Below are 12,026 nucleotides of genomic sequence, written 5' to 3' on the forward strand. Positions count from 1 at the left end.
AGAAAAAACGATGAAATTTCAAAAGTCAGCTATTGCTTTGGCCAGCCTAGGGCTGCTGCTCGGTTCTGCTTACGGTTCTGCCAGTGCGGCATCCGGCAGCAAGTCCTCAACGAAATCCGCGGCTGCGGCCAGCACCCGGCAGACCACGAAGAAGATCCAGGCCCAGGTTGACGCGATCCGACTTCAGACCAAGAAGCCCGGGGAAATTTATTATGTGTACGTGAACGATAAAAAGTATAATCCTGGCGGAGTTTCGTATCAGGCGTTCTCGTACGGCCTGCCTTTTAAAAATTACCAGGAATATGTACAGAAGGCACAGGTCCTCAAGACCCCTTTCCTGCAACTGGAGCAAGCGCCCGAAGACTTTCAATTCATGTCCGCGTATCTGAGCGCTTATAATCCGAAACCTGATTCTATTGAAGGACAGAAGCTGAGCAAGCAGATTGTAGCGGAAGGAAAAGCATCCGGCAAAACGGTATTTGTCAAAAAAATGACCGACAAGCGCTGGAGTGTGACCTTGACTTACCATGGCAGCGAGGGTTCCCGGCAAGCCGGGGTATTTCTGTCCATCATTGCCGCGCCTGCCGGGACACCGGACCCCAGTATAGAATACGTCCCATCCCTGGCCGAGCCGGAGAAGCTGTCGGTGGAGGGGCAGGACCTGACTTACAAGGCCGGAGATGCGCTTAAGTATAAAAAAGCCAGTTCTCCGGCGGTTAACAACAGCCAGGATGCGCAGTATCTGGAATGGACAGATTCCCGAACCAAGATAAGTTATACTATTTATGTCTCTAAAGGGAAGATTACAAAGAAAGCACTGGTATCACTCGCAGAGCAGATCATCACCGGGCAATCGTAACCCGCAATTATCGAAAAAGAGTTGTTCCGCAGCCGGGAAGGATGCGGGACAACTCCTTTTTGATTCCCATGCACATACGCTTATGAAGCAGCTCCTCTATGCTGATAATCACAATCAGACGGCAGATATTCCTTATACCGTGAAGGATTATGAAGAGATTGAAGGCCCGGTTACCCAATTTCGCATTTATCTGAAGGAGACGCCGGTGCAGCCGGGGGTAGTTCAGCCGAAAGAGGATGTGAAAACCCGGAAATATCAGGAGGGCGCAAAGTGGGTGGAACAGCAGCTGTTACCGGGAGAAATGGGGATTTTTCTGGGCGGCAAGGATTTATCCGATAATCCTTCAACCGGAAGTGCCGTAAATCCGCTCCATTATGACATGCTGCAAAAAAAAAATAATGACGCATGATGTCCCGATAACAAGAGATGAATTGTTGTATATGTATGTAACGGGTACTAAAGAGGTATCTCTCGGCCGAGAAACAACTCGTTATCCTATTTTAGAACGGGCCTCACGCCCTGAAGGAGAGAATATACGATGAGATTTCAAAAGTCAGCTATTGCTTTGGCCAGCCTAGGGCTGCTGCTCGGTTCTGCTTACGGTTCTGCCAGTGCGGCATCCGGCAGCAAGTCCTCAACGAAATCCGCGGCTGCGGCCAGCACACAGCAGACCACGAAGAAGATCCAGGCCCAGGTTGATGCGATTCAGCTTCAGAAGAAGAATCCCGAAGAAATATATTATGTGTATGTGAACGATAAAAAGTATAATCCTGGCGGATTTTCTTATCGGGCATTCACGTACGGCCTGCCTTTTAAAAATTACCAGGAATATGTACAGAAGGCGCAAGTCCTCAAGACCCCTTTCCTGCAACTGGAGCAAGCGCCTGACGACTTTCAATTCCAAACTGCATATCTGGGTGTGTATACACCGCAGACCTGGTCAATTGAAGGACAGAAGCTGAGCAAGCAGATTGTAGAGGAGGGCAAAGCTTCCGGCAAAACGGTATTTGTTAAAAAAATGACCGACAAACGCTGGAGTGTCACTCTGACTTACCAGGGAAGTCCGGGCTCTCAGCAAGCCGGAGCATTTCTGTCCATGATTGCCGCGCCTGCCGGGACACCGGACCCCAGTATAGAATATGCCCCATCCCTGGCCGAGCCGGAGAAGCTGTCGGTGGAGGGGCAGGAGCTGACCTACAAGACTGGGGATGCGCTAAAGTATAAGACAGCTAACTCTACGGTGGTCAACAACAGTCAGGGTGAACAACGCCTGGAATGGATAGACTCCAGTACCAATATTAGTTATATAATTTCCGTCTTCGGAGGGAAGTTTACGAAGGAAGCTCTGGTATCACTCGCGGAGCAGATCATCACCGGGCAATCGTAACCCGCAATTATCGAAAAAGAGTTGTTCTGCAGCCGGGAAGGATGCGGGACAACTCTTTTTTGGATACCAACGATTCTTGAGCTGTAGAACAGGCCTTCCTCTGTCCGGCAGTTTCAGGACTTAGGCTTTTCTGCTCTGCATGAGCGTATATACTCCATGATTGAAGCAGCTCCTCACCTGCTTACAGGCACCGACCGGTCACCGCCGGGTCTGGCTTCTGCCTTTTTCCGGCCCAGTCGGTTCGTGCCGATTACCCCTGCTATAATCAGGAATGATCCGAACCAGTGATACACTGTGATCTCTTCACCGAGGAAGATCGCTCCGGCTGCAATGGAGACGATGGTCGAAAGATTGCTGAACACACTCATGAGGGAAGCTTCGATTTTGGACAAAATATAGGTTGAGGTCAGGGTGGTGACCAGGGATGCTATGACCCCGAGGTATACGGCAGACAGGATAAAGGTGCCGCTCTTGAGCGGGCTTAGAAAATCGCCGAGAGTTCCGCTGGCCGCATGTCCGGTGAGCGAAAGGATCAGGAATGTGGCGAAGCCAATCCCCATCAACAGGTAGCTAAGCTCAGCGGGGCTGAAGTGCCTGGAGAGCGAACGGGCCAGCACGCTGTACCCGGCAAAAGCCAGACAAGTCAGGAACAACAGCACGATCCCGGTCATATTGGACAGCTGGATGCTGCTCCCTTTCATCACAAAGATAAACACAACGCCAAATACTGACAGGAAAATACATAGCTTTTGCAGCAGGGTCGTTGTCTCCTTCAAGAATACAGAGGCGATGATCATCGTCACGACCGGAGTAAACGAATAAAGAATCCCTCCCTCGGCAGAGGTGGCGTGCTGGAGTCCGAAGACCTGAAGGGTGAAGAATCCGAGCGGGTACATTGCTGCCAGCAGCAGCGCCCGGCCAATGGGCTTGCCCCGGTAGGAGACTTTGACCCAGCCGAAGGCGACCGGGACCGACATCACCGCAAACGAGGCGGCGAAGCGGTAGGTTAGCGTATCAAGCGGCCCGGCATGGCCAAGCGCCACTTTGGTGAACAAAAATGAGAATCCGATAATAACCGCATTGAGTACGGCAAAGATATAAGCTACTTTAAGCCCTTGTTTCTGCATAGGTGCATCTCCCCTTTGTGTGAACATGACAGGATCGTATAAACGTCTTATCTGTTATTTTAAAATTAAAGGGAAATCCGCAGCCCAACAATACCAGTTTTCCGTTACTGTACCGGTACAGTTTGCTGATTCCTGTATAATGGTTGAACAAGAACAATGATAATATATACAGCAAATCCTGTGAGGAAGGCGAGGGGAGGCGTGCCGTGAAGAAGTATCTTGAGGTCCTATCCGATATGGAGAAGCGGATCAAGGGAGGACAGTACAGCCCGGGGCAAAAGCTGCCTTCCGTGCGCAGTGCCGCAGAATTCTACGGCTGCAGTGTCAGCACCGTTTTGCGGGCTTATGGGGAGCTGGAGAGAACACACGCGATTTATACGATTCCGCAGAGCGGCTATTACATGGTGGAACAGTCAGAAGAGCCGGGACCTGGCGGGGGCAGCGGAATAGTTGATTTTGCCTCGGCTTCACCGGATTTGAATGTATTTCCGTATTTGGACTTCCAGCATTGCCTTAACAAAGCGATTGACCGGTACAAGTACCACCTGTTCACCTATGGTGATGCGCTGGGACTGGATACGCTGCGGCATACGCTGGTGTCGCATCTGGCGGAGTATCAGGTTTTTGCCAAGGTGGAGCGGATCATCATCACTTCGGGTATCCAGCAGGCACTGGAGATTTTGGCGAGAATGCCGTTTCCGAACGGCCGGACGGAGATCCTGGTTGAACAGCCGGGCTATGATATTTATCTCCGGTATCTGGAGGCGGAGGGACTGCCCGTGAGCGGGATCGCCCGTTCGGCAGCCGGCATTGACCTGCGGGAGCTGGAGGCGCAATTCGCAAGCGGCAGGTTTAAATTTTTCTATACCATGCCCAGATATCATAACCCGCTTGGAACGTCTTACAGCACAGAGGAGCGGAAAGCCATTGCCAGACTAGCCGGCAAATACGATGTGTACATCGTGGAGGATGATTACATGGCCGATCTGGGTGCCGAGCAGCGTTTTGATCCTATATTTGCGTATGACCAGACCTCACATACCGTTTATCTGAAAAGCTTCTCCAAAATCATTTTTCCGGGTCTCCGGCTGGGTGCGGCTGTGGTGCCGGAACCGCTGCTGGAGGCCTTCCGGGCCTATAAAGGATATACGGACACCTCGTTGTTATCCCAGGCAGCGCTTGAGGTGTACATTAAGAATGGCATGTACGGGCACCATAGGCACAAAATAAAAGCTATGTACGCAGAAAGAATCCAAGCGGTATATGAGGCACTTGCGCGCCACAATTCGGAAGGCCTGATTGAGGTGTCAGCGTCCAGCTCGGGCGTGTATCTGCAATTCAAGCTGCCGGTAACCGTGAATTTGGAACGGCTGGTCAAGCGGCTGGCGGAGCGGGGAATCAGCGCCGTGTCCGGCAATGGATTCTATCTATCCGGTTACCGGAACCGGGAAAAGTTCCTGCGCATCAGCATTTCCCGCACCCGGCTGGATCAGATTGATGAAGGTGTCAGGGCCATTGTCCAGGAGACGGCACGGGGGAGCGGGTGGTAGAGCGGGCTGTCCCTGTTGTCTGAACACTCATTTATGTTCATAATATGCCTATAACTGACAAAAGAGAGGCGAACCTATTGTGAAACCGAATAACGAAACCCTTGAGCTGTTGAACCGCCACACCTCCGTCCGCCAGTTTCAGGACAAGCCCGTGAGTGATGAGCAGCTGGCAGCTATTATCGGGGCAGGCCAGATGGCGTCCACTTCAAGCAATGTCCAGGCCTACACGGTTATTGCCGTGACGGAGCCGGATCTGAAAGCGCAGCTGTCTAAGCTGTCCGGGAATCAGGCCTATATTGAACAGTGCCCGGTGTTCCTGGTTTGGTGTGCCGATCTGTACCGGCTGCGGGAGATCAGCGGCCCGCACCTGCAGGGGGCTGCTTCCTATGAGGGGTCCACAGAAAATCTGATCGTGGCTACCGTCGATGTGGCGCTTGCTGCGCAGAATGCGGCGGTTGCGGCGGAATCGCTGGGCCTTGGCATCGTGTATATTGGCGGGGTGCGCAATAATATCGCAGAGCTGTCGGAGCTGCTGGGCCTGCCTGAGCTGGTCTATCCGGTTTTCGGCATGTGCCTGGGTTATCCCGCCGGAGTGAACGGCATCCGCCCGCGTCTTCCGCTTCAGGCGGTGCTGCATCATAACGGCTATCAGGCGGAGGCCTCTGTAGAGCAGGTTAAGGTCTATGATGAGGTCACCCGGGATTACATGCGGGAGCGGACCAGGGGGCAGAAGGATACACCTTGGTCCGAGATGATGGCGGGGCGTCTTGCCCAGCCTTCACGCCTGCAGATGAAGGAGTTTTTGCTGCAAAAGGGATTTATGCAGAAATAAGGCCGGATGGTGTAAGCCTTTCTGTCAGCGCTGGGCGCCGGCAGGAAGGCTTTTTTTGATGCGCTTTTAAGGGAATCGCGGTTGCAAAAGTCCGGAAATGAAATTCAGGTGACAGTTGTCACCCGAAAAAAATGACAGTCCATACTGATGTCATCTTCCGTTCTTTAATACCATGGAAGTACAGCAAAAACATACGGTGACGGAGGAATCAGACATGAGCCATGTGATTGAAATGAACAGGGTCAGCAAGATCTTTAATGATAAAAAGGCGGTCGACGGCATCAGCTTCACCATCGGCAAAGGTTCCATTACAGCAGTACTCGGGCCAAACGGCGCCGGCAAGACAACCATGCTGTCGATGCTGCTGGGGCTGCTTGCGCCCACGGAAGGCACGGTGAAGGTATTCGGACTTTCTCCAAAGGATGTGAAGGTACGGGAGCGCAGCGGGGCCATGCTGCAGGAGGTGAGCGTAATGGACCGGCTGAAGGTCCGCGAGATCATTGCTCTGATCCGCAGTTACTACCCGCAGCCGATGGATATGGAATTTCTGGTCAGGGCGACAGGGCTCGCTCCGGCTGATCTGAACCGCTACGCCGAGAAGCTCTCGGGCGGCCAGAAGCGCAGCCTGGCCTTTGCGCTGGCGCTGGCGGGAAATCCGCAGCTGCTGTTCCTGGACGAACCGACGGTCGGCCTGGATACCACGGCCCGGCGGCACTTCTGGGACACGGTGCGGGAGCTGGCTGCGGGGGAACAACCATATTGTTCACCACCCATTATCTGCAGGAGGCTGAGGAGATTGCCGACCGGATTCTGTTGTTCAGCCAGGGGTCGCTTGTAGCGGATGGCAGCCCGGAAGAGATCAAAGCAAGAATGGTTAAGCAGTCGCTGTCCTTCCTGCCGGACGGAGATGCGGCGACGCTGCGCGGACAGCTGCTTGAGCTGGCGCCCGTTATAGACTGCTATGACAAGGACGGCCGTATCCATGTGGGAACAGATAATACGGACGAGGCGCTCCGGGCGATTTTTACAGGCGGACTTGCCGTGAAAAATGTGCGCATCCACCAGGGAAGCTTGGATGAGGCGTTCGAACAATTGACCCGCAACCACGAGGAGGATATGAAATGATGAGACTTATTGCCATGCAGTGTAAAGCGGAGATGCTGCGGATATTCCGCAATCCCTATTATGTATTCTGGTCTTTATTGATGCCGATCCTGTTCTATTTCATCTTCACCAGAGTAGTGAATACAGGGGCGGATGATGTATCAGAGTGGCAGGAGCACTACCTCATGTCCATGGCTGCCTTCAGTGTAATGGGGTCCGCTATAATGACGCTGGGCATCCGGCTGGTCCAGGAGCGGACACAGGGCTGGAACACATTTATCCGCATTACCCCGCTGCCGTCTTCCGTCTATTTTGCCGGTAAAATGTTCGGCCAGACCCTTATGCACCTATTTTCGGTGCTCTGCATTTTTGTGGCGGGATATCTGATTAACGGTGTAGCGCTGACCCCTGGACAATGGGTGCTGAGCGGATTGTGGATTCTGGCGGGCTCTCTGCCTTTTCTCGCGCTTGGCACATTGGTGGGCTTCATGAAACGGGTCGATACGGCGAGCGGTGTCAGCAACGTGCTCTATATGGGGCTGGCGGTTGCCGGAGGCATGTGGATGCCGCTTGAGATTCTGCCAAAGGTGATGCAGCAGATCGGCCATTGGCTGCCTTCCTATAATTACGGTGAGGGGGCTTGGAAAATTGTTGGCGGGGGTTATCCGCAATGGAGCAATATCCTGATTTTACTCGGATACTTGGCTGTCTTTATGTTACTATCGGTCTATATCCGAAAAAAACAGGAAGCGGTGTAATCTACTATGGCGCGCAGGCAGTTCCGGTTGTTTCCGCAAAGATTCGGCTTTTTCCCTTATATGTGGCTCATATATTTATTGTTCCCGGTCATCAATCTGCAAGAGGAGCATGGAATCAAGCTGGTGCTTGGCGCAGCGGTGCTGGCCCTGTTCGCCGTGACCTACCGGCAGCTGTATTGGGCCACCGGCAGAGCTTTTACGCTGTGGCTGGCTGTGCAGATGCTGATTATTGTAATTCTAAGTGCAGCCTATACGCCTTATGACCTGTTTATGGGCTTCTTTACCGCGAATTTCATCGGCTGGTACACAGGAGAGAAGCATTTTAAAATGGCTTATGCTGTTTTTGCGGCCTTGGTGCTTGTCCTGCTGATTACGGCTACCTGGGGAATGGCTCTGGAAGATCTGCTGTTCCTGTACCCGTTCATGATTATTATGCTGATCTCCCCGTTCGGCATACGCTCACTGCAGCGCAAGAGAATGCTGGAAAAAGAGCTTGACCAGGCCAATGAGGTCATCAAGGAGCTGGTTAAACGTGAGGAGCGGATGCGGATTGCCCGGGACCTGCATGATACGCTGGGGCACACGTTGTCGCTGATCACCCTCAAGAGCCAGCTGGTGGAAAAGCTGGCCGCCAAGGATGCCGGACGCACGCAGGCCGAGGCCAGGGAGATCCAGCGGATTTCACGCGCGGCGCTGCGCCAGGTCCGTGAGCTGGTGTCGGAGATGCGGGCCGTATCCGTAGCTGAAGAGCTGGCGGAAGTGGGGGAGATGCTGCGTACAGCCGACATAGCCATGGAGATTGAGGGGGATGCTGCACTGGAGGGTGTATCAGACCTCACTCAGAATATTCTAAGTCTCTGCATCAAGGAGGCTGTGACCAATATTGTGAAGCATAGTGGAGCGGACCGGTGCCGCATTGCCCTTGCGTTGACAGAGGGAGAAGTGCAGATTTCCATTGAGGACAACGGGGTTGGACTGCATCCGCAGGAGCAGGAAGGCCATGGCCGGAGCGAAGGCAACGGAATGAAAGGGATGGCAGAGCGGCTGTCATTGATTGACGGCTCTTTGAAGCTGAGTTCAGGCGAAAAGGGGGGACAGTCTTGGCTGTAGCCATCCCGAGAGTAGTCAAGGAAAGAAAGGATGGGGTGACCGCATGATACGCGTCGTGATTGCCGAGGATCAGCGCCTGCTGCGCGGGGCGATGGCTTCGCTGCTGGATCTGGAGGATGATATTGAAGTGGCAGGAGAAGCCGGAGACGGCTCGGAGGCGCTGGCTGTCATTGAGCGGCTTCAGCCGGATGTATGCCTGATGGACATCGAAATGCCTTATAAAAGCGGGCTGGAGGTAGCGGAAACCTTGAAGGCTAAAGGCTCCGCCACCAAAGTCATTATATTGACCACCTTTGCCCGTCCGGGCTATTTGGAGCGCGGTGTGAAGGCCGGGATTCAAGGGTATTTGCTGAAGGACGAGCCGGTAGACAAGCTGGCGGATGCGATCCGCCGGGTGATGGACGGCCACCGGGAGGTGTCTCCCGAGCTTGTCTTCGGCAGCCTGCGGGAAGAAAACCCGTTGTCTGACCGGGAGCGGGAGATCCTGAAGCTGGCCGGCAGCGGCCAGAGCGCCGGGGAGATCGCAGCTGTGCTGCACCTCTCCTATGGTACGGTCCGCAACTACATATCCGAGATTCTGAACAAGCTGGAAGTGAAGAGCCGCATTGAAGCCGTGCGGTTGGCGGAGGAGAAGGGCTGGATCTAGAAGTGTGAGAAATGGGAAACCCGGGAGTCAGAAAGTCGGAGTGTGGAACTTGGAAGGCAAGTAAAGCTGGGAGTCACAAAGTCGGGAAGTGTGGAGGCTCAAAATCGGCGGGGGAGTAGGAGAAAAGTGAATGTGGGAGAAGTTAGTTGGAATTTGTACACTTAAATAGCTGGAATTTGCGTGTTTTTAGGATTTAGTGGGATTTTCTCCACCTAATTCAGGCTATTGACCATCGAATGGGCTTCGGGAGCCAAATTAGTTATACTAATTCCCACTAATGATCAACTATGCTTGTTATGCGCAGATTTAAGTATACTTTTTCCCACTAAATGCTGACAAAGTATAGAAAAACAGGCCCGGCTACCCTATATAAAGGGCAACCGGGCCTGTTTATTGCAGCTGTGCCTAGCAGCCCAATTTCAAACTGCGGGAGCTACCGCCTGCAATGGCGCAGTCTTACTTGGCAGTCTTGACAGCCTTGGCAACCTTGGCCTGCTCCTCGCGCATCCATTGGGATAACTGGCGTTTCAGCTGCAGGAATTCGGGGGATTCCGTAATTTCCTCGCGGCGCGGACGCGGGAAGGGAACCCCGACGGTATGCAGGACGGAGCCGGGACGTCCGGAAAAGACGTAGATGCGGCTGGAGAGGAGCAGCGCCTCCTCGATATTATGGGTAATGAACAGCACGGAGCGGCGGTTCTCCTCCCACAGCTCCAGCAGCCAGCGCTGCATTTCGCTGCGCGTCAGCGCATCCAGCGCGCTGAACGGCTCGTCCAGCAGCATCAGTTCCTGCGGCGCCAGCAGCGCCCGCAGAAAAGCAGCCCGCTGCTGCATGCCGCCAGACAGCATATGCGGGTAGGCGCGTTCGAACCCGCCAAGGCCGACCTTGTCCAGCCAATGGCGGGCGGCGGCCCGCGCTTCAGCCCGCGGCTCGCCCTTCAGCTCACCCGCGAGCAGGACGTTGTCTTCGATGGTCCGCCACGGGAACAGCGCGGGCTGCTGGGGCATATAGCTGATTTCGCCCCGCTGTCCGGTGACCGGCTTGCCGTTCATGCTTATGGTTCCGGCATCGGGCTGCTCCAGGCCGCCGATAATGTGGAACAGGGTACTTTTGCCGCAGCCGGAGGGGCCGACGATGGAGACGAATTCCTGCGGCTCCACCTTGAGCGAGACCTGGTCCAGCACCAGGGTTTCACGGCGGCGGTGGAAGAAAGCTTTGGTTACGCCGTTCACTTCCAGCGCGGGCGGTGCTTCGGCCATGCGGGCCGCTCCAGCCTGCTCTGCCTCAGTCTGGCCGCCACCGGGTCCGGCCTTCCAAGCAGCACCAGCCGTCCCCTCAGTCCGGCCGCCGCCGGGTCCGGCTTCCTGAGCAGCACCAGCCTGCTCCCCCTCAGCCTGACCCCCGCCAGCACCGGCCAATTGCCCGGATGAGATCCGTTCCCCGGCGTTCCATTCTGGACTGCCGTCAGCACCTGAGCTGGTTGCTCCTTCGCGCCTGGCATCCGTAGTACGAGTCATGATTATCCACCCCTTTCCAGAGAGCCTAAATCGTTCAATCTTTAGCATCTGTAACGTAATGTTCAGCCTGTATCAAGAGGCCTTGCGCGGCTTCCAGCGGACCAGCCACTTTTCCAGCAGTGCGATCAGGGCGAACAGCACCAGACTAAGAAGCACAATAATTACAATGGCGACGAACATCCGGTCTGTGCGGTAGGAGGCCTTCTGCAGCAGCATGTAGTAGCCGATGCCCTTGTCCGCGCCGATCCACTCCGCGACCACCGCGCCCATGACCGCGTAGGTCGCGGAGATTTTCAGGCCCGAAAACAGGGAGGGCAGGGAGCCGGGCAGCTCCAGCTTAGTGAAGATCTGCCATTGGTTGGCCCCGGCCATTTTCATATAATTCATCATGATCCGGTCGCTTTGGGCCAGCCCGCCCATGGCGGCGACGGCAACCGGGAAGAAGCAGACAAGTGTGATGAGTACGATTTTGGGCAGCAGCCCGAACCCGAACCAGATGATCAGCAGCGGCCCGAGGGCAATCGATGGCACATTCTGGCTGAGAATCAGCAGCGGGTACAGCGCTCTTTTCAGCCAGGGCACTAAATGCAGCACCAGAGCCACAATCAGGCCCACTCCTGTGCCGACAGGAAAGCCGATCAGGGTCAGCCGCAGCGTGGCAGCCGTATGCGCCCAAATGCCAGAGGCGTTGCCCCGGGATTCACGGGCGATATCGCCGGGGCTTGGCAGCATCCAGGAAGGCACATGGAACACGGAAACCGCCAATTGCCAGGCTCCCAGAAAAAGATGACCGCCACAAGGGGCGGCCAGATTTGGTTCCAGTACGATCTCACGGCCGGTATTTTTCCGTCAGCTTGTCCATGCTGATTCCGTTCGGGTTATGGGCGATCTTGATCTGTGAGATGACGCTGGGGCTGCCGGATGCGATCAGTGCCTCATGCATGTGGCGCACCACTTCGAGCAGTTCGCTCAGTTCACCTTCCATCGTGGTTTCGAGCGGGTTGACCTGGTGTTTGACACCGGATTGCTGAATCACCTCAATGGCCTTATCTACATAAGGAATGGAATCCTCGTTGTTCGGAGTTTTAGGGATGACTTGAATGCTGAGCAGGGTATTGGCCATGTCAATCAGATC

At 54.7% G+C, this 12,026-nt stretch carries 11 protein-coding genes and 2 pseudogenes; 9 read left to right on the forward strand and 4 right to left on the reverse strand.

Annotated elements, in window-relative coordinates:
- Positions 1-10 precede the first annotated feature (10 nt).
- The 3 genes from JI735_RS11035 (at position 11) to JI735_RS11045 (ending at position 2,246) form a co-directional block, all read left to right on the forward strand.
- Entirely contained in the window at positions 11-859 is an 849-nt protein-coding gene (locus JI735_RS11035; RefSeq protein ID WP_202677381.1) for a hypothetical protein, read from the forward strand.
- An 82-nt stretch (positions 860-941) separates the two neighbouring features.
- Positions 942-1,268 (forward strand): hypothetical protein, encoded by a 327-nt coding sequence (locus tag JI735_RS11040; RefSeq protein WP_157771360.1) that lies wholly within the window; start codon positions 942-944, stop codon positions 1,266-1,268.
- A 129-nt stretch (positions 1,269-1,397) separates the two neighbouring features.
- Positions 1,398-2,246 carry a hypothetical protein gene (locus tag JI735_RS11045; protein WP_202677382.1) on the forward strand — a complete coding sequence of 283 codons (849 nt, stop codon included), beginning with the start codon at positions 1,398-1,400 and terminating at the stop codon, positions 2,244-2,246.
- A 173-nt stretch (positions 2,247-2,419) separates the two neighbouring features.
- Here the strand turns inward: JI735_RS11045 and JI735_RS11050 are convergent, their stop codons facing one another.
- Positions 2,420-3,373 (reverse strand): DMT family transporter, encoded by a 954-nt coding sequence (locus JI735_RS11050; protein ID WP_039839016.1) that lies wholly within the window; start codon positions 3,371-3,373, stop codon positions 2,420-2,422.
- A gap of 206 nt (positions 3,374-3,579) precedes the next feature.
- Here JI735_RS11050 and JI735_RS11055 point away from each other — a divergent pair, with 206 nt between their 5' ends.
- The 6 genes and pseudogenes from JI735_RS11055 to JI735_RS11080 all read left to right on the forward strand — a co-directional run bounded on the left by JI735_RS11055 (position 3,580) and on the right by JI735_RS11080 (position 9,373).
- The gene (locus JI735_RS11055; protein ID WP_202677383.1) at positions 3,580-4,923 is read left to right on the forward strand and encodes an aminotransferase-like domain-containing protein; all 1,344 of its coding nucleotides are present in this window, start codon (positions 3,580-3,582) and stop codon (positions 4,921-4,923) included.
- Between the two features lie 79 nt (positions 4,924-5,002).
- Positions 5,003-5,755 (forward strand): oxygen-insensitive NADPH nitroreductase, encoded by a 753-nt coding sequence (nfsA, locus tag JI735_RS11060; RefSeq protein ID WP_039839008.1) that lies wholly within the window; start codon positions 5,003-5,005, stop codon positions 5,753-5,755.
- A gap of 214 nt (positions 5,756-5,969) precedes the next feature.
- A pseudogene (locus tag JI735_RS11065) lies at positions 5,970-6,880 on the forward strand (ABC transporter ATP-binding protein).
- Positions 6,880-7,617 carry an ABC transporter permease gene (locus JI735_RS11070; protein ID WP_039839012.1) on the forward strand — a complete coding sequence of 246 codons (738 nt, stop codon included), beginning with the start codon at positions 6,880-6,882 and terminating at the stop codon, positions 7,615-7,617. Before JI735_RS11065 ends, JI735_RS11070 begins: the two are co-directional and overlap by 1 nt.
- A 60-nt stretch (positions 7,618-7,677) precedes the next feature.
- Complete coding sequence (locus JI735_RS11075) at positions 7,678-8,727, forward strand: sensor histidine kinase (RefSeq protein ID WP_325175600.1); 1,050 nt, start codon at positions 7,678-7,680, stop codon at positions 8,725-8,727.
- A 43-nt stretch (positions 8,728-8,770) separates the two neighbouring features.
- On the forward strand, positions 8,771-9,373 hold the full coding sequence (locus JI735_RS11080; RefSeq protein WP_039839002.1) for a response regulator transcription factor: 603 nt from the start codon (positions 8,771-8,773) through the stop codon (positions 9,371-9,373).
- A gap of 456 nt (positions 9,374-9,829) precedes the next feature.
- Here JI735_RS11080 and JI735_RS11085 read toward each other — a convergent pair whose 3' ends face one another.
- From JI735_RS11085 to JI735_RS11095, 3 genes and pseudogenes are all read right to left on the reverse strand, one after another.
- Positions 9,830-10,633: an ABC transporter ATP-binding protein gene (locus tag JI735_RS11085; RefSeq protein WP_202677635.1), complete on the reverse strand. Its 804-nt coding sequence runs from the start codon at positions 10,631-10,633 to the stop codon at positions 9,830-9,832.
- A 330-nt stretch (positions 10,634-10,963) separates the two neighbouring features.
- Positions 10,964-11,724 (reverse strand): annotated as a pseudogene (locus JI735_RS11090) (ABC transporter permease).
- Positions 11,721-12,014, reverse strand: coding sequence for a thiamine-binding protein (locus JI735_RS11095; protein WP_039838992.1), 294 nt, complete (start codon positions 12,012-12,014; stop codon positions 11,721-11,723). Before JI735_RS11095 ends, JI735_RS11090 begins: the two are co-directional and overlap by 4 nt.
- Positions 12,015-12,026 lie beyond the last annotated feature (12 nt).

Origin of the sequence: Paenibacillus sonchi, from assembly GCF_016772475.1 — a bacterium.
Lineage (GTDB): Bacteria > Bacillota > Bacilli > Paenibacillales > Paenibacillaceae > Paenibacillus_AQ > Paenibacillus_AQ sonchi.

Excerpts from the sequence above, each read along its gene's own strand:
- JI735_RS11035 (WP_202677381.1), top strand. The coding sequence starts at position 11 with ATGAAATTTCAAAAGTCAGCTATTGCTTTGGCCAGCCTAGGGCTGCTG.
- JI735_RS11040 (WP_157771360.1), top strand. The coding sequence starts at position 942 with ATGAAGCAGCTCCTCTATGCTGATAATCACAATCAGACGGCAGATATT.
- JI735_RS11045 (WP_202677382.1), top strand. The coding sequence starts at position 1,398 with ATGAGATTTCAAAAGTCAGCTATTGCTTTGGCCAGCCTAGGGCTGCTG.
- JI735_RS11050 (WP_039839016.1), bottom strand. The coding sequence starts at position 3,373 with ATGCAGAAACAAGGGCTTAAAGTAGCTTATATCTTTGCCGTACTCAAT.
- JI735_RS11070 (WP_039839012.1), top strand. The coding sequence starts at position 6,880 with ATGAGACTTATTGCCATGCAGTGTAAAGCGGAGATGCTGCGGATATTC.
- JI735_RS11075 (WP_325175600.1), top strand. The coding sequence starts at position 7,678 with ATGTGGCTCATATATTTATTGTTCCCGGTCATCAATCTGCAAGAGGAG.
- JI735_RS11080 (WP_039839002.1), top strand. The coding sequence starts at position 8,771 with ATGATACGCGTCGTGATTGCCGAGGATCAGCGCCTGCTGCGCGGGGCG.
- JI735_RS11085 (WP_202677635.1), bottom strand. The coding sequence starts at position 10,633 with ATGGCCGAAGCACCGCCCGCGCTGGAAGTGAACGGCGTAACCAAAGCT.
- JI735_RS11095 (WP_039838992.1), bottom strand. The coding sequence starts at position 12,014 with ATGGCCAATACCCTGCTCAGCATTCAAGTCATCCCTAAAACTCCGAAC.